This window comes from Thiomonas islandica (genome assembly GCF_055383445.1).
In genome coordinates this window covers 101,365-118,014 of record NZ_AP042391.1, presented here as the reverse complement: position 1 = coordinate 118,014, position 16,650 = coordinate 101,365, and the positions used below count along the sequence as shown (strand labels likewise).

The window sequence follows — 16,650 nt, the reverse complement described above, 5'->3', positions numbered from 1 at the left end:
GCCCATCATGCAACATCTGCTGCTGTTCGACCTGCCGACCACCTCGCCCGCGTTTGCCCAGTTGCTCGCGCAGCCGGGATTGCCCGCGACTGCCGCGCTGTGCCGGCAGGCCGTGGTGCTGGAACAGGAAGCGCCGCGCGAGGACGCGCAGGCCGCCTGGCTGACACCGGCTGAACGCTGGCTGCTGCATGCGCTGCGGCTGGACGGAATCGAGGCCGAGCAGGCGCCGTGGGCGCGTCTGGCCGCGCTGGCCGACGGCGTGACCGACACGCTTGCCGCAGACCAGCCGCTTGGCCTGCTCACTCCGGCGCATCTGCGGCTGGGACGCGACAGTCTGTCGCTCACCGACCCCGCCGCCCTTGATCTAAGCGCCGACGAATCGCAGCAACTGTTCGACGCGATCGTCCCGCTATTTGCCCAAGCCGGCTGGACGCTACACCGCGTGACCCCGTTGCGCTGGTATGCCGCGCATCCCAGTCTGGCCGAGGTGGTGACCGCGGGTGTGGCGCGGGCACAGGGCCGCAGTGTGGCGGCGTGGATGCCCGGCGGCCCGGCAGCGCGCCCGTGGCGACAACTGCTCACCCAGGTGCAGATGACCTGGCAGCATCACGCAGTCAACGAGACGCGGACGCAGCGCGGCCTGCCCGATGTCAATACCCTGTGGATCCACGGCTGCGGTGGGTTGCCGCCCGACTGGCGCAGCCCGCTGTGCCCGATCGACGCGGATGACGCGGCCAGCGATCCCATGCTCGCTGCCGCGCTGCGTGGGCTGGCGCAAGCCGAAGCGCCCGCGACGCTGCAACTGTTCGACGCCCGCCGCTTCCTGCGCGACGACCCCGCCCGAGGCGCGCAGCAACTCGATGCCGCACTGTCTGCCGCGATCGGCCGGGCGGTGCAGCAGCACGGCGCGGTGCAGCTCACCCTCGCCGGGGAGCTTGGCTGGCGCACCGTGCAGATCCGTCGTCAGAAGGACTGGATGTTTTGGCGGCGAACCGCATTTCCAGCTCTTTTTCAAGGGCTGTAGAACGCGGATCGAGCCGCTCTTGGGCTTTGCGCGAAGGACTCAGACACTTGCCAAAGCTGGTTGCGGCTTGCCCAGCTTGACCGCGCAATACTTCACCTCGGCGATCTTGCCCCAGGGGTCGAGCGCGGCATTGGTCAGCAGGTTGGCTGCGGCCTCGGCGTAGGCGAAGGGGATGAACACCGCTTCCTCGGGCAGTGCCGGATCGGCACGGGTGGCCAGGGTGATGCTGCCGCGGCGTGATTCGACCTGCAGCATCTCGCCCGCGTGCACGCCCAGCTTGGCAAGCAGGTTCGGGTGAACGCTCACCGTCGGCGCGGGTTCGAGCGCGTCGAGCACGCTGGCATGGCGGGTCATCGCGCCGGTGTGCCAGTGTTCGAGTTCGCGGCCGGTGATCAGCACATAAGGGTAAGCATTGTCGGGCTGTTCGTCGGCAAAGCCCAGCGGCGCGGGTTTGAGTCGCGCGCGGGCGTCGGCGGTGGGATAGCCGTCGACGAAGACCACGCGGTGGCCGGGCTCGTCTTCTGCCGCGCAGGGGTAGGTGACCGCGCCCTCGCGCTGCAACCGCTCCCAGCTGATGCCGGCGATCGACTGCATCATGCCGCGCATTTCCTCGAACACGGCGCCCACGCCGGTCTCACCGCCGTGCATGTCGGTCTCGGCAACCGGCGGCACGCCCAGGCGACGCCCCATTTCCTGGATGATCCACAGGTCCGCCCGCGCCTGGCCTGGGCAGGGCAGGGCCTTGCGGCCGAGTTGCACCAGGCGGTCGGTATTGGTCACGGAGCCGGTCTTCTCTGGCCAGGCCGAGGCGGGCAGCACCACGTCGGCCAGCGCAGCGGTCTCGGTGAGGAAAATGTCCTGCACGACCAGGTGTTCCAGCTTGGCCAGCGCCTGCCGGGCATGGTGGACGTCGGGGTCGCTCATTGCCGGGTTCTCGCCCTCGATGTACATGCCGCGAATCTTGCCGGCCAGCGCAGCGTGGACGATTTCCACCACGGTCAGCCCCGGGGTACGGCTCAGGCTCTGCGGCGGCAGCGACCAGTAGCGCTCGGCCCGTTCGGTCGCGCCCGGGGTCTGCGTGCGGACATAGTCGGGAAACATCATCGGAATCAGCCCGGCGTCGCTGGCGCCCTGCACATTGTTCTGCCCACGCAGCGGATGCAGCCCGGTGCCGGGGCGGCCGATCTGTCCGGTGAGCTGGCACAGCGCGATCAGCGCCCGCACATTGTCGGTGCCGTGCACATGCTGCGAAATGCCCATGCCCCAGAAAATGATCGATGCCTTGCTTGTCGCGTAGGCGCGCGCCGCCTTGCGGATGTCCTCGGCCGGCACGCCGCACACCGGCGCCATCGCTTCCGGCGACAACGCGGCCACGTGCTCGCGGATCGCCTGCACGTCCTCGGCGTGACAGCGCGCAGCAATGCTGGCTTGATCCAGCAAGCTCTCGGCGAACACCACGTGCAGCATGGCGTTGAGCAGCGCCAGGTCGGTGCCAGGGTTGAATTGCAACGTCAGCCAGGCTTTGCGTGCCAGTTCGGTGCGGCGCGGGTCGGCCAGGATCAGACGCCGCCCGCGCCGGATGGCATTTTTTATCCAGGTGGCGCCGACGGGGTGGTTGACCGTCGGGTTGGCGCCGATGATCAGGATCACCTCGGCCTGCAGCGCATCCTTCACCGGATTGCTCACCGCGCCCGAGCCGATGCCTTCGAGCAGCGCCGCCACGCTGGAGGCATGGCACAGCCGGGTGCAGTGGTCGACATTGTTGGTGCCAAAGCCCACGCGCACCAGTTTCTGGAACAGGTAGGCCTCTTCGTTGGTTCCCTTGGCGCTTCCGAAGCCGGCCAGCGCCGCGCTGCCGTGCTGCTGCCGGATGCGCAGCAGGCCGGCTGCGGCGCGCTCGAGCGCCTCATCCCACGTGGCTTCGCGGAACACAGCGCGCCAGTCGGCCAGCCTGACCTGCTCGGGGTCTTTCGGCGCGTCGTCGCGGCGGATCAGCGGTGTGGTCAGGCGTGCGGGATTGGCCACGTAGTCAAAGCCGAATCGCCCCTTGACGCACAGCCGACCCCGGTTGGCCAGGCCGTCGCGACCTTCGATCCGGGCGATGTACTCTTTTCCCTCGGCGTCGAGCTGGATGTGGTAGGTTAGCGCGCAGCCCACGCCGCAGTAGGGACAGACCGAATCGACCGTGTGTTCGCTCACCCGTGCCCAGGAGCCATTGGCGGGGGCGAGCGCGCCGGTCGGGCAGGACTGGACGCATTCCCCGCAGGCCACGCAGGTGCTCTGGCCCATCGGCGCTGCCTGGTCGAACACGATGCGCGCGGCTGCACCGCGTCCGGCCAGGCCGATGACATCGTTGCCCTGCTCTTCTCGGCAGGCGCGAAGGCAGCGGGTGCACTGAATGCAGGCGTCGGCGTTGAAGGTGATCGCGGGGTGCGACATGTCGGCCGCGGGGGGCGAGGGCCAGTGCGCCGCCTGCGCCTGCTCGCCGCGGAATGCGCCGGCGTAGCGCTCGCGGTCCGCGCCGAGACGCCGCACCCAGTGGTCGAGTTCGTCGTTCAACCGATCAACGCGTTGCGGCTTGCGTGCGGCGAGCAGCTCGACCACACCGCGTTGCGCGGCGCGGGCGCGGTCGCTGTGAGCATGCACCTTCATGTCCGGCGCCGCCGTGCGGCAGCACGAGGCAGCGAGCACCCGCTCGCCCTCGATTTCGACCATGCAGGCGCGGCAATTGCCCACTGGGCGCAACGGGTCGCTGTGGCACAAATGCGGAATCTCCACCCCGTGGCGCTTGGCCGCAGCCCAGATGGTCTCGCCCGCGTGCGCGGTGATCGACTTGCCGTCGAGCTGGAAGGTCAGGGTCGGTGGGGGCATGTCCATCGGGTCACTCCTTGGCGGCGGTCACTTCGTGGGCAAAGTGCCGCAGCACACTGTCGGTGGGGTTGGGCGCGGCCTGACCAAGGCCACAGATCGAGGCGTCGCGCATGACCTGGCTCAAGGTGCCGATGTGCTGCGCATCCCACTGCGCACCGGCCATCGCGGCCAGCATCTGGTGCGTGCCTTCGCGGCAGGGCGTGCACTGGCCGCAGCTCTCGTGCGAGAAAAAGCGCAGCAGATTGGTCGCAGCCGCGCGCGCGGCGTCGACGCGGCCGTCGGCATGACGGCCGAGCACGATTACCGCCATCGAGCCGACGAAGCAGCCCTGCGCATCGAGGGTGCCGAAATCCAGCGGCAGGCAGGCCTGCCCGGCATTCAGGATGCCGCCCGATGCACCACCGGGCAGCACGCCATAGAGCGTCCAGCCGGGCGCCATGCCGCCGGCGAATTCGTCGATGAGTTCAAGCGCGGTGATGCCTGCCGGCGCCAGATACACCCCGGGCCGCGCGACCCGTCCCGACACGGTGAAGCGCCGCAGCCCCTTGCGGCCGCGGCGGCCGAGCTTGAACCAGTCCGCGTCGGGGTTCGACACCAGCTCGGGCACCCACCACAGCGTCTCGACATTGTGTTCGAGTGTGGGCCTGCCGAACAGGCCGCTGAGGGCGACGATCGGCGGCTTGAGCCGCGGCATGCCGCGCTTGCCTTCGAGCGATTCGATCAGCGCCGATTCTTCGCCGCAGACATACGCCCCGGCGCCCCGACGCAGCGCCACGCGCGGCGGCCGTGCGCGCACCGCGGCGTCGTCCCCCGGTTCGTCATCCGATGCGCCACCGATGTCCACCCCGCCGTAGCGCAGCAGGCCGGCCTGGTCCAGCACCTGCAGTTCGCGGTGCAGCAGCGCGCCCTCGGCAGCGTATTCATCGCGCAGGTAGATCCAAACCCGGCCAGCGGCGACGGCCCAGGCGGCGATCAGCAGACCTTCGAGCAGCCGGTGCGGCGCGGTGCGCAGCAGGTGGCCGTCCTTGCAGGTGCCGACCTCGCCCTCGTCGGCATTGACCACCAGCAACCGCGGCCCCGGCTGCTGCGCCACGGTACGCCATTTGCGCGCACTCGGAAACCCTGCGCCGCCTAGGCCGCGCAGCGCGGCATCGTCGATGCGCTGAATGACCTCTTCAGGCGTGATGCGCCCGGCGCGACAGTCGGCAAGCACTGCATAACCTCCGCGCGATCGGTAAGTGTCGAAGTCCTCGGCGCCTGCCGGCGGCTGCGGCGCTTGCCTGGCCTGCGGCAGCGCAGCGAGCACGGCATCCGCGGTGGCATGGCCCAACGCCTGACGTCCGACCAGAGCGCCCGGCGCCTGCGTGCACAGCCCCATGCAGGATGCTGCCTCCACAGCCACTTCACTGCCGCAGCGCTGCTGCAGCTCCTGCAAGAGTGCGTCCGCCCCGGCGAGCGCGCAACTCAGATTGGTGCAGACCCGAACCACGGTGGCCGGGGCAGGCGCATCCTCCGGCAGCAAGCGAAAGTGGTGGTAGAAGCTCGCGACCTCGTACACCTCGCTGGTCGACAGCCGCAGCCGCTCGGCCAGCGCCGCCAGACGCGAGGGTCGAAGCCCCCGCTCGGCATCGTTGATGCAGTGCAGATGCTCGATCAGCAGATCGGGCCGCGCAGCGAGGTGGCCGCAAATAGCCTGTACCGCCGCGCGGGCTTCGGGGCTGATCAGCCCACCGCGCGGAGTGGCGCGAAACAGACGCACCACCTGAGGTCGGGCCGCGCTTTTTTGCGGATCGACCGGTGCCGGGTTGAGCAGGGGAGCAGGGGAGGAGGGCATGGGCGCAAACCGTATAAGTCGAAGCAGTATCAGGACAGGCGGGCTGGCATCGACCCACCTGCCACGTCATCGCGCTGACCGGCCAGAACCATGACCCAACCGCTACAACCAGGGCGTTCGGGTGCGGGTCGGTGGCGAGTTGTGCTGGTTGAACCCAGCTTGTCCATTAGGTGTCCATTAGCAGGCCGTTGAAAAACTACTGCGGTGGGCCATCTGCGGCGTTGCACGGTGCTCGCTGCCTCGCCTATCTATTTGATATGTCTCGGTCGCTGCGCGCCGTGCGCCTTGCATCTGGCCATCCTCGCGACGTTTTTCAACGGCCTGTTAGGCGGGACTGCGTCACGACACGGGCGCGGCGGGTGGTTTGGGGCGTCTTTGCCCCCGCGCTTCGCGCCCATAGCGACGGCGATGAGCTTGTCACCTAGAACAGAACCGCTGCCTTTTGCAGGGCAATGGTGACGCCGATGAAAAACGGAATTCCCACCGCAGCCCAGGCCAGCACACCGACCAAGCCGAAATGGCCGCGCGCGGCATGCTCGGCATCTCCGGCAATGCGGTCCTCGTGCTTGAGAGCCCGCTCGCGGGCCAGTTCTTCCGGCGTCATGCGGAACCTGGCAGCCACGGGGCGTACCAGCAGATTGAGAAGCAAGCCCACGATCAGCAAACCAGCAAGGATGTAGAGCGTGCGGTCGTACACCAGATTCTTCGCAATACCGGCGTCGATCTGCGCCTGGCGGATCGCGGCGATCAGAAACGGCCCGGCCACCCCCGCCACCGACCACGCGGTGAGCAGGCGGCCGTGAATCGCCCCGACCATCTGCGTGCCGAACAGATCGGCCAGATAGGCAGGAATGGTGGCAAAGCCACCTCCGTACATGGTCATGATGATGCAGACCGCCAGGATGAACAGCCCCGCCGCCCCGGCATGCCCCAGGGCAGGCAGACTGGCATAGAGCGCAGCGCCCAGCGCAAAGAACACTGCGTAGGTGGCCTTGCGGCCGATGTAGTCGGACAGCGCGGCCCAGAACAGCCGCCCGCCACTGTTGAACAGGCTGATGAGTCCGACCAGGCCGCCGGCAGCCGCAGCCAGCGCCGCTTTTTGCGCGGCGTCCAGTGCCGCGCCGCTGTCCACGCCAATCAGCCGTCCGCCGAACACATCCTGCAGCATCGGGCTGGCCATGGCAATCACCCCGATGCCTGCGGTGACGTTCAGGCACAGCATGCCCCAGAGCAGCCAGAACTGCGGGGTTTTCATCGCCTTGTTCAGATGCACCTCGTGGTCGGTGATCATGGCATTGCTGGCCTTGGCCTTTGGCGTCCAGCCTAGCGGTTTCCATCCGGCGGGCGGCACTCGAAAGCCAAAGGCGCCAAGGGTCATCACCACCAGATAGACCAGGCCCATCACGATCAGGGTTGGCGCAACGCCCTGCGGGCTGCTGGCGCTGAAAGACTTCATCAGAGCCACGGCAAGCGGCGCACCGATCATCGCGCCCCCGCCAAAGCCCATGATGGCAAAGCCCGTGGCCAGGCCGCGGCGGTCGGGGAACCATTTGATCAGCGTGGAAACCGGGGTGATATAGCCCAGCCCCAGCCCGATGCCGCCTAGCACGCCTGCACCCAGAATCACTAGCCAGAGCTGGTGAATGTAGACGCCCAGCCCACCGATCACCAGGCCGCCGCCCCAGCACAGCGCAGCGATGAAACCGGCCCTGCGCGGCCCGGAATGCTCGACCCAGGCACCCCAGATGGCCGCAGAAATGCCTAGAAACGCGATGAAGACTTCAAAGATATGCGTGACCGATGGCACGGTCCAGTTGCAGGTCGAAGTGGTCAGATGTTCCCAGAAACCCATATTGCCACATACTGCCGGATCGGTGCCGACCAGCAGCTTGGTCATCGGCAACCAGAACACCGAAAAGCCGTAGGCCATGCCGATGCACAGGTGAATGGCCAGCGCGGCAGGGGGGACCAGCCAACGGTTGAACCGGGGGCCGGCCACGGTGCGCTCGCGATCGAGCATGCCCGGGCTGGGCAGCGGTGTCGTGACGGAAGCGGACATGTTGTCTCCAAGAATATTGTGATTCGAGCGATCACGGCAGGACATCGCCGTAGCGCACTTTATTTATAGTGATTTTTTGCAAAAATTGTGCGCCGCCCCGCGGCTGCTGATGCTGTGAGTTGGTCCGGCGCTCGGCACGAAAAAGGGCCGACATGATGTCAGCCCTTTCTGCGTCGGCTGCACGACCCGTGCAGGTCGCGCACCGGGTGTTGTTTACTGACTCAGTGCAGCAATGGTGGCTTGATCGAGCGTCCGGCGGTCAGGGCGCAGCATCTCCACTGCGGCCTGACCGCCGGACGTGCAAGGTGTGCGGGCCTGGGACAGCGCGCACAATGGAGGTTTTGCCGCCCGCTGGCTTCGAACATGACTTCTGAACACAATCCGTCCTTCACCGATCTCGGCTTGCCCGAACCCTTGCTGCGCGCGCTGCGCGAGGTCGGCTACGAGCGCCCATCGCCGATCCAGGCGGCGACGATCCCGCCTCTGCTTGCCGGGCGCGACGTCGTCGGGCAGGCGCAGACCGGCACCGGCAAGACCGCAGCGTTTGCTCTGCCGATCCTCGCGCGCATCGATTGCAGCGCGCGGCACACGCAGGCGCTGGTGCTCACGCCCACGCGCGAGCTGGCGATCCAGGTGGCCGAGGCGTTTGCCCGCTACGCCGTGCATCTGCCGGATTTTCACGTGCTACCGATCTATGGTGGGCAGAGCTACACGCCGCAGCTCGCCGCGCTGCGCCGCGGCGTGCAGGTGGTCGTCGGCACGCCCGGGCGGATCATCGACCACCTCGAACGCGGCACGCTGCAGCTCGACCGGCTCGCGCATCTCGTGCTCGACGAGGCCGACGAGATGCTGCGCATGGGCTTCATCGACGATGTCGAGACCATCTTGCAGAAAACGCCGTCGGGCCGCCAGATCGCGCTGTTTTCAGCGACGATGCCGGCAGCGATCCGGCGCATCGCGCAAACCTATCTGCGCGAGCCGCAGGACATCGCGATCAAGGCCGCCACTACCACCGCGACGCAGATCCGCCAGCGCTTCTGGATGGTCAGCGGGCTGCACAAGCTCGACGCGATCACCCGCATCCTCGAGGTCGAGCCGTTCGACGGTATGATCGTCTTCGCCCGCACCAAGCAAGCCACCGAGGAGCTCGCCGAAAAGCTCGCCGCGCGCGGCTTTGCCGCCGCCGCGCTCAACGGCGACGTGCCGCAGGCGCTGCGCGAGCGTCTGGTGCAGCGGCTCAAGGACGGCCAGCTCGACATTCTGGTGGCCACTGACGTGGCCGCGCGCGGGCTGGACGTGGAGCGCATCAGCCACGTGGTCAATTACGACATCCCGACTGACACCGAGAGTTACGTGCACCGCATCGGCCGCACCGGTCGCGCCGGGCGTAGCGGCGAGGCGATTCTGTTCGTCACGCCACGCGAGCGCCACCTGCTGCGCGCGATCGAGCGCGCCACCCGCCAGCCGATCACGCCGATGCAGCTTCCCAGTACCGAGGCGGTCAACGACAGTCGCATTAACCGCTTCATGCAGCGCATCACCGCCGCGCGCGAGCAGGGTGGGCTGGAGGAGTTTCAGCGCCTGGTCGAGCGCTACGAGCAGGAGCACGACGTGCCGGCGATCGAGATCGCTGCGGCGCTGGCGCGCATGGTGCAGGGCAACAAGCCGCTGCTGATGCCGACCGGCGGCGAACCGTCTTTCACCGCGGAATCCGCTGCCTTGCGCCCCGAGCGCACTCCACGCGTGGCACGCGAGGAAGCGGCGATGCCGCATCCGGGCCGCGAACGCACTAGACCGCGTGAGCGGGACGCTTTCAGTCCGTCACCTGCGCACACTCGGCCAGAGCGTAGCGCGCCGGGCGCGGGCGGTCTGCGCTTTGAGACCTATCGGGTCGAGGTCGGGCGCGAACACGGGGTCGAGGTGCGCAACCTGGTTGGCGCGATCGCCAACGAAGCCGGGCTGGACAACAAGCACATCGGCAATATCGCGATTCGCGCCGACCACAGCCTGGTTGATCTGCCAGAGGGCATGCCCAGGGATGTGTTTCGCACCCTGCAGAAAACCTGGGTGGCTGGACGGCAGCTGCAGCTCAGCAAGGTTGCGCCCGGTCGAGATGCGGCGCACGAGCAGGCGCAGCGTCGCATGCCATCGCAGCGCTTCGGCGCCGGGCAGACCGAGGGTGTACCGCGCCGTCGTGCCGCGCCGATTCCCGGTGGCAAGACCATCAAGCGCAAGCCCTGAAGCGGCAGGGCTGCGGTTGCCGATCGCCCCGCTGCAGACGCGCACCCGATGCTCAACCGGCTCTGGCTAGGCTTCTTTCTGGTCGCCGCGGTGGCTGCGCTGGCGCGCTGGATGCAGGGCGATGCCGCGGTGTTTGGCGCCGTGGTCGGCAGCCTGTTTGCCATGGCCAAGCTGTCGGTCGAGGTCATGGTGCTGCTGTTTGGCACACTCACGTTGTGGATGGGGTTGCTGCGCATCGCCGAGCGAGCCGGGCTGGTGGAACTGCTGGCGCGGGCGCTCGGTCCCCTGTTCCAGCGGCTGATGCCCGAGGTGCCGGCAGGTCATCCGGCCATTGGTCTGATCACGCTGAACTTCGCCGCCAACATGCTCGGGCTGGACAACGCCGCCACGCCGATCGGCCTGCGCGCCATGCGCGAACTGCAGACCCTCAACCCCAGCAGCGACACCGCAAGCAACGCGCAGATCCTGTTCCTGGTGCTCAATGCCTCGTCACTGACCCTGCTGCCGGTGAGCATTTTCATGTACCGCGCGCAGCAGGGGGCGGCCGACCCGACGCTGGTGTTCCTGCCCATCCTGATCGCCACCAGCGCGTCCACGCTGACCGGTCTGCTCAGCGTGGCGTGGATGCAGCGGCTCAGGCTGTGGGACCCGGTGGCGCTGGCTTATCTTGGCGGCGGCGCGCTGCTGCTGGGCGGTCTGCTCGCGGGCCTGGCGAGCCTGAGCGCGGCAGCGCTGGCCAGTGTGTCGGCGCTAGTGGGCAATCTGGCGCTGTCCGGTGTGATCATCGCGTTTCTGCTGGCCGGCGCGATTAAGAAGGTGCCGGTGTACGAGGCGTTCATTGACGGTGCCAAGGACGGTTTCAGCGTGGCGCGCGATCTGTTGCCCTATCTGGTTGCGATGCTGTGTGCCGTGGGCGTGCTGCGCGCCTCGGGGGCGCTGGACGGTGTACTGCAGGCCATCCGCTTCGTGGTGCATGCGCTCGGCCTAAACACCGATTTCGTCGCCGCGCTGCCCACGGCGCTGGTCAAACCATTCTCCGGCAGCGCCGCGCGCGCGATGTTGATCGAGACCATGCAGCACGACGGCGTGGACAGCTACCCGGCACTGCTGGCCGCAACCATGCAGGGCAGCACCGAGACCACGTTCTATGTGATCGCGGTGTATTTTGGCGCGGTGGGCATTCGCCGCGTGCGCCACACCGTGGGCTGCGCGCTGCTGGCCGATCTGGCCGGGGTGATTGCGTCGATCGCAGTGTGCGCGTGGTTCTTCGCGCCGCGCTGAGCCCTATGTTTCGAGCTGGCGCAGCAGCGCTGCCGCCTGGGTTGACCCATGCCTGGCCTGCAGCGCGGCCTCGATCTCCGGTAGCAGGGCGAGGAGTTCGGCGGTGGTCTGGCATTGCTCGATCTTGAGCTGCAGGCCAAACGCCTTGATCATGCCCAGATGGCCGCTGACCAGTGCATTGAGCCGGCGGTACAGGCTGGAGAACTCCGCTGGCGGGTCTTCTTCTGCCGCGGCGCGGAGATCGACCGCGTGTTTCGACGGCAGTGCATCATCCTCATGCAAAAACCGGTCGGATGCACGCCCGTCGGGGTTGGATGCGGCTGCGGCGGGCTCTGCCTGCGCGGCAATCAGGCCGAGCGCCAGCAGCTGCTCGATGGCATTGGCCGGCGCGGACATGGCCTGCATCATGTCCTGCAGGCTGCGCAGGTTGCGTTTGCCGTCGACTAGCAGCAAGACATTCCGCAGGGCACGCGATTGCAGGACGGCCTGTTTGGCCATTTCGCGTTGTCCCAAGGGTGTTTTGAACAGGACGGTGTCTGGATGCATGTGCAGCGAAGCGGTTGCGATCACGCGGCAAGTGTAAAGTGATGCGGCCGCCTTGCGCCGCGGTCTGCTATTGTGCCGGCATCATTCAACGCGGCAACCGGCATGCATCTTCTCGTTCTCGATGTGGGCAACACCCGGCTGAAATGGGGCTTGTATGAACGGGCGCAACCGGGTGCTGCGCTGCTGGCCGCAGGGGCGATGCTGCTCGAAGAGGTCGATAAGCTGCGGTACTTGCTGGCCGCGCAGCCGCGCGCCGGGCGGGCCATCGGCTGTGCGGTGGCGGGTGCCGTGGTCACCGCGCGGGTGTGCGCCGAACTCGATGCGCTGGGCCTGCGCTGCACCTGGATTAGCGCACAGGCCCAGCAGTGCGGGGTGCGCAATGGCTATGCCACGCCGGCGCTTCTGGGGGCGGACCGCTGGGCGGCGCAGCTGGGGGCGCGCCAGAGGGTGCCGGATCGGGCGGCCATGGTGATCAGCGTGGGCACCGCGGTCACGGTCGATTGTCTCAGCGCTGCGGGCGAGTTCATCGGCGGCATCATCCTGCCTGGATTCGGCCTGATGCTTAGGGCGCTGGAGATGGGCACTGCCGGGCTGCGCGTGCCCGAGGGCGAGATCGTGGCGTTTCCTACCAACACGAGCGATGCGCTGATGACCGGCGGCGCGCTGGCGATCTCGGGTGCGGCGCGCCAGATGCATGCGCGTCTGCTGGCGCGTGAGCCCGGCGGGGTCGAGGTGCTGTTGACCGGAGGCGCCGCGCCCAAGCTGCGCGATGCGCTCGGTCTGCCGCATCAGCTTGTCGAGCACCTAGTGTTCGAAGGCTTGCTGTGCATCGCGGCACAGCAAGCGCAAGGCGCTCAGAGCACGTAGCGCGACAGGTCTTCGTCGCGGGCAATGTTGCCCAGGCGCGCATCGACCATCGCCGCATCGACCTGCACGGTCTTGTGCTGCGCGCCATCGGCATGAAACGACACGTCCTCGAGCAAGCGTTCCATCACCGTGTGCAGCCGGCGTGCGCCGATGTTCTCGGTTTTTTCGTTGACCGCAAATGCAACCTCTGCCAGTCGCCGGATGCCGTCTGCGGTGAATTCGAGCCGCACCCCGTCGGTGGCGAGCAGCGCGGCGTATTGCTTGGTCAGACTGGCGTCGGTGCTGGTGAGAATGGCCTCGAAATCCGCCACCGACAGCGAATCCAGTTCCACCCGGATTGGAAACCGCCCCTGCAGTTCGGGAATCAGATCGGAGGGTTTGGCCAGATGAAACGCACCGCTGGCGATGAACAGGATATGGTCGGTGCGCACCATGCCGTACTTGGTGCTCACTGTCGTGCCTTCGACCAGTGGCAGCAGATCGCGCTGCACGCCCTGACGCGACACATCGGCACCCTGGATGTCGCTGCGCGAGGCGATCTTGTCGATCTCGTCGAGAAACACGATGCCGTTTTGCTCGACAGCGCGCAGCGCACTGGCCTTGATCTCGTCCTCGTTGATGAGCTTGGAGGCTTCCTCGTCGATCAGCAGTTTGTGCGCCTCGCGCACCGTGAGCTTGCGCCGCCGGCTGCGGGTCTGGCCCAGATTGGCGAACATGGCGCGGATCTGCTCGGTCATGTCTTCCATGCCGGGCGGGCCCATGATGTCGATGTTGGCCGGACGTACCGCAAGGTCGATTTCGATTTCCTTGTCGTCGAGTTGTCCTTCGCGCAGGCGCTTGCGCAGCATCTGGCGGGTGGGATTGTTCTCGGAGATCGACGGCGCGTGCATGGCGGAATCGGCGGGCGCGGGCAGCAGCACGTCGAGGATGCGGTCTTCTGCGCGGTCTTCTGCGCGGGTGCGCTGCGCGCGCATGGCGTTCTCGCGCGCCAGCTTGACCGCAGCTTCCATCAGATCGCGGATGATGGTGTCCACATCGCGCCCGACATAGCCCACTTCGGTGAACTTGGTGGCCTCCACCTTGATGAACGGGGCGTCGGCCAGCTTGGCCAGTCGGCGGGCGATCTCGGTCTTGCCCACTCCGGTGGGGCCGATCATCAGGATGTTCTTCGGCGTGATCTCGTGCCGCAGCGGCTCGGGCACCTGCTGGCGCCGCCAGCGGTTGCGCAGCGCGATCGCCACCGCCTGTTTGGCCTTGGTCTGGCCGATGACGAAACGGTCGAGCTCGGAGACGATTTCACGGGGAGTCATGTTCATGGCTTTACTCGCCCAGGGTTTCGATGGTGTGCGACTGGTTGGTGTAGATGCAGATGTCGCCCGCGATGCGCAGCGCCTGCGCGACAATCTCGCGCGGGCTCAGGGCGGTGTGTTCGAGCAGCGCCCGTGCGGCGGCCTGTGCATAGGCACCACCCGAGCCGATCGCGACGATGCCGTACTCGGGCTCGAGCACGTCGCCATTGCCGGTGATGATCAGCGAGTGCTGGGCATCGGCCACCGACAGCATGGCCTCCAGACGACGCAGCATACGGTCGGTTCGCCAGTCTTTGGCCAGTTCGACCGCGCTGCGCAGCAATTGGCCCTGGTGCTTTTCCAGCTTGGCCTCGAAGCGCTCGAACAGGGTGAATGCGTCCGCGGTGCCGCCGGCGAAACCGGCCAGGATCTGGTCGTTGTACAGCCTGCGCACCTTGCGCGCGGTGGATTTGACGACGATGTTGCCCAGAGTCACCTGACCGTCGCCGCCCAGGGCCACGGTGGCGCCGCGGCGCACGCTCAAAATGGTGGTGCCGTGATATTGGTCCATATGGCGATTTGAGGATGTGCAAGGAGAACTCAAGAGCCCTGTCGCGGCCCGCTTGCGCGGGCGGCGGGGTCGACCTCAGTCGCGCCGCAGCTGGATGAGCGCGTACTCGTGCAGGCCGAGGATGCTGAAAAGCCCGGCGATCAGGCGATGCACGCCGGTGAACTGCAGGGTCTTGCCCGCTTCATGCTGGGTCATGGCCCAGTTGAGCAGGGCGCCGGCGCTGGAAAAGTCGATCCGGCGCAACTGGCGCAGCGAAATGCTCAGCTGATCATGTTTTTTCGCGGCCTGGTCGAGGGGGGCGAGGAAGACGCTGGAATTCCCGGTGATCTCGCCGCTGAGCTGCAGTTGCGCCGAGCGCGAGCCGCCGTTGCCCAGCACCGAGTTCGGATTCAGGCTGGAATTCTGGAAATCCGCTGTCACCGAGGTGCTGCCGGTGTGCAGCGGGTTTTCATGTCCGGGCAACTCGACCCGGGCGCGGCTAGGTTCCCAGGGGGGCGGAGAAATTTCGTAGGTGACGCAGTAGTCGAGTGCGATGGCGTCGAAATCGTCCTGCTGGTTGACCAGCCGCATCAATTCCAGCCGCAGCGCCCACCACTGCGGATCGGCTTCGCGCTGCATCGCCGGCGCCTGCGTCTGGCACAGCGCGAGCAAATGTTCGGCGCCTTGTAGAGTCACGGTGCAGGCCGTCTGGTTGAGCTGCTTGAGCGCACCGACCAGGGCGGGCAGGGCATCGGCTGCAATGGTGCGAATCTCGGTCAGATTCAATTCAAGCGCGGCAGGCGCGCCGAGCACCAGCTTGCGCAGCCGCTCGGCCTGTGCCAGGTCGACATGCGCCGAGAACAGGATCGATGGCCGAAAGCCGTTTGGGGCAGGCTTGGATACGTTGGATGCAGCGGGCAGGCCATCGTCGGCCATCGGCGCGGAGGTCTGGAAGCGGCTGACAAAGTCGACCACCAGCGCCTCGAACTTGTCGATCTGGTTCGACGCACGAAACAGGTCGAACAAGGCCAGCCACAGCTCCTTTTCGGCGCCGAGATCCTGCGTATTGGAAATGGCGTCTCGCAGCGCGGTCTCTGCGGCAGCGTCGTCGCCGTTGGCGAAATCCATCACCGCCTGGTCGAACAGCGGGTTGGAGCTCAGTGCCTCGTGGACCTCGACCGCAAAAAAGGCGCTGGGCATGAAATCATTGCTCGGGCGCAGCCAACTGTCGCCGGAGGCCACAGAGGCACGAGACTGCAGGGCGTCGGCGCTCAGCCGCGTGGCTGCGGCCAGGGTGGGCAGGTCATCGAACGACGGCGGTGTGGCGTTGCCGGCCCGGGCCTGTGTCTGCGCCGCAGCTGGCGCAAACGGCACGGTGGGTGCATCCAGAGGCGGCTGGGTCGTCGGCGCGCCGCTGGCGGTGACGGGTGCAGATGATGCCGGCGCGCCGGGCGGGACGGCGGCTCCCCCCGGGTTGGTCAGCAGCGTGGTGTCGGCATAGGCCGGGTCGATGGTCCAGCGGTCCGAGCCGCCGGTGGCTTGCGCAGACAGTGGCGGTGCGGTCAGCGCTGGCGTGGCGGTGTGTGGTACAGCAGTGTTCGGCGCACCGGTGCGCAGCGGGGCGATCGATGGGGCGCGCGATCCCGGCGCCGCAGTCGCGGTGGGCATCTGGCGGGTGACTGACGGCCGCGAGCGGGCCGGTGACGCCGCCTGATCGCCTGCCATCGACTTTTCGATTTCGTTGATTTTGCGCAGTGTCTCGTCTCGGTCGTGCACCGGGGTCGGCTGCGCACTCAACTCAGGCACATTGGTCTGCAGGCTGTCATCGATGCCCAGATCGGTGGCCTCTCGCTTGCGCAGCTTGCGCAGGCCGTCGAGTTCCCGCTTGCGGATGAAGTCATCCTGGCGTTTTTGGTCCTCGCGTGCCTTGATCCGGGCCTGGTTTTCGTGCTCTTGCAGCGCCTGCTCGTCGGTCAGCGACCAGTCGCGGGTCGGGTTCCTGACGAATGCCCCCACCCGTTTCCAGAAACTGCCTGAATCGGATTTGCTCATGCTGATGCAGCCTGGTGGGCGTCGCGCACGGGATCG

11 protein-coding genes are annotated in these 16,650 nt (G+C 67.2%); 4 read left to right on the top strand and 7 right to left on the bottom strand.

Annotated features, from left to right (window positions below; genetic code table 11):
- The first annotated feature begins 7 nt into the window (after positions 1-7).
- Positions 8-1,024, top strand: coding sequence for a hypothetical protein (locus tag ACZ47F_RS00555; RefSeq protein ID WP_464925370.1), 1,017 nt, complete (start codon positions 8-10; stop codon positions 1,022-1,024).
- A 39-nt stretch (positions 1,025-1,063) separates the two neighbouring features.
- Here the strand turns inward: ACZ47F_RS00555 and ACZ47F_RS00550 are convergent, their stop codons facing one another.
- The 3 genes from ACZ47F_RS00550 to ACZ47F_RS00540 all read right to left on the bottom strand — a co-directional run bounded on the left by ACZ47F_RS00550 (position 1,064) and on the right by ACZ47F_RS00540 (position 7,788).
- Positions 1,064-3,901 carry a molybdopterin-dependent oxidoreductase gene (locus ACZ47F_RS00550; RefSeq protein WP_464925369.1) on the bottom strand — a complete coding sequence of 946 codons (2,838 nt, stop codon included), beginning with the start codon at positions 3,899-3,901 and terminating at the stop codon, positions 1,064-1,066.
- Between the two features lie 4 nt (positions 3,902-3,905).
- Positions 3,906-5,729 carry an NADH-ubiquinone oxidoreductase-F iron-sulfur binding region domain-containing protein gene (locus ACZ47F_RS00545; protein WP_464925368.1) on the bottom strand — a complete coding sequence of 608 codons (1,824 nt, stop codon included), beginning with the start codon at positions 5,727-5,729 and terminating at the stop codon, positions 3,906-3,908.
- Between the two features lie 421 nt (positions 5,730-6,150).
- Entirely contained in the window at positions 6,151-7,788 is a 1,638-nt protein-coding gene (locus ACZ47F_RS00540; RefSeq protein ID WP_464925367.1) for an L-lactate MFS transporter, read from the bottom strand.
- A gap of 363 nt (positions 7,789-8,151) precedes the next feature.
- Here ACZ47F_RS00540 and ACZ47F_RS00535 point away from each other — a divergent pair, with 363 nt between their 5' ends.
- A complete protein-coding gene (locus tag ACZ47F_RS00535; RefSeq protein WP_464925366.1) occupies positions 8,152-10,029 on the top strand; it encodes a DEAD/DEAH box helicase in 1,878 nt (625 codons plus the stop codon).
- 48 nt (positions 10,030-10,077) lie between these two features.
- A complete protein-coding gene (locus ACZ47F_RS00530; RefSeq protein ID WP_464925365.1) occupies positions 10,078-11,310 on the top strand; it encodes a nucleoside recognition domain-containing protein in 1,233 nt (410 codons plus the stop codon).
- 3 nt (positions 11,311-11,313) lie between these two features.
- On the opposite strand, the gene ACZ47F_RS00525 is transcribed toward ACZ47F_RS00530, so the two are convergent.
- On the bottom strand, positions 11,314-11,808 hold the full coding sequence (locus ACZ47F_RS00525; RefSeq protein ID WP_464925364.1) for a hypothetical protein: 495 nt from the start codon (positions 11,806-11,808) through the stop codon (positions 11,314-11,316).
- A 150-nt stretch (positions 11,809-11,958) separates the two neighbouring features.
- On the opposite strand from ACZ47F_RS00525, the gene ACZ47F_RS00520 reads away from it, so the two are divergent.
- Positions 11,959-12,723: a type III pantothenate kinase gene (locus ACZ47F_RS00520; RefSeq protein WP_464925363.1), complete on the top strand. Its 765-nt coding sequence runs from the start codon at positions 11,959-11,961 to the stop codon at positions 12,721-12,723.
- Here ACZ47F_RS00520 and hslU read toward each other — a convergent pair.
- The 3 genes from hslU to ACZ47F_RS00505 form a co-directional block, all read right to left on the bottom strand.
- Positions 12,711-14,039: an ATP-dependent protease ATPase subunit HslU gene (gene hslU, locus ACZ47F_RS00515; RefSeq protein ID WP_464925362.1), complete on the bottom strand. Its 1,329-nt coding sequence runs from the start codon at positions 14,037-14,039 to the stop codon at positions 12,711-12,713. The two genes, ACZ47F_RS00520 and hslU, sit on opposite strands and share 13 nt — an antisense overlap.
- 4 nt (positions 14,040-14,043) lie before the next feature.
- On the bottom strand, positions 14,044-14,583 hold the full coding sequence (gene hslV / locus ACZ47F_RS00510; protein ID WP_464925361.1) for an ATP-dependent protease subunit HslV: 540 nt from the start codon (positions 14,581-14,583) through the stop codon (positions 14,044-14,046).
- Positions 14,584-14,658: 75 nt separating this feature from the next.
- A complete protein-coding gene (locus tag ACZ47F_RS00505) occupies positions 14,659-16,614 on the bottom strand; it encodes an STAS domain-containing protein (protein ID WP_464925360.1) in 1,956 nt (651 codons plus the stop codon).
- Positions 16,615-16,650 lie beyond the last annotated feature (36 nt).

Excerpts from the sequence above, each read along its gene's own strand:
- ACZ47F_RS00540 (WP_464925367.1), bottom strand. The coding sequence starts at position 7,788 with ATGTCCGCTTCCGTCACGACACCGCTGCCCAGCCCGGGCATGCTCGAT.
- ACZ47F_RS00550 (WP_464925369.1), bottom strand. The coding sequence starts at position 3,901 with ATGGACATGCCCCCACCGACCCTGACCTTCCAGCTCGACGGCAAGTCG.
- ACZ47F_RS00505 (WP_464925360.1), bottom strand. The coding sequence starts at position 16,614 with ATGAGCAAATCCGATTCAGGCAGTTTCTGGAAACGGGTGGGGGCATTC.
- hslV (WP_464925361.1), bottom strand. The coding sequence starts at position 14,583 with ATGGACCAATATCACGGCACCACCATTTTGAGCGTGCGCCGCGGCGCC.
- ACZ47F_RS00535 (WP_464925366.1), top strand. The coding sequence starts at position 8,152 with ATGACTTCTGAACACAATCCGTCCTTCACCGATCTCGGCTTGCCCGAA.
- ACZ47F_RS00545 (WP_464925368.1), bottom strand. The coding sequence starts at position 5,729 with ATGCCCTCCTCCCCTGCTCCCCTGCTCAACCCGGCACCGGTCGATCCG.
- hslU (WP_464925362.1), bottom strand. The coding sequence starts at position 14,039 with ATGAACATGACTCCCCGTGAAATCGTCTCCGAGCTCGACCGTTTCGTC.
- ACZ47F_RS00525 (WP_464925364.1), bottom strand. The coding sequence starts at position 11,808 with ATGGCCAAACAGGCCGTCCTGCAATCGCGTGCCCTGCGGAATGTCTTG.
- ACZ47F_RS00555 (WP_464925370.1), top strand. The coding sequence starts at position 8 with ATGCAACATCTGCTGCTGTTCGACCTGCCGACCACCTCGCCCGCGTTT.
- ACZ47F_RS00520 (WP_464925363.1), top strand. The coding sequence starts at position 11,959 with ATGCATCTTCTCGTTCTCGATGTGGGCAACACCCGGCTGAAATGGGGC.
- ACZ47F_RS00530 (WP_464925365.1), top strand. The coding sequence starts at position 10,078 with ATGCTCAACCGGCTCTGGCTAGGCTTCTTTCTGGTCGCCGCGGTGGCT.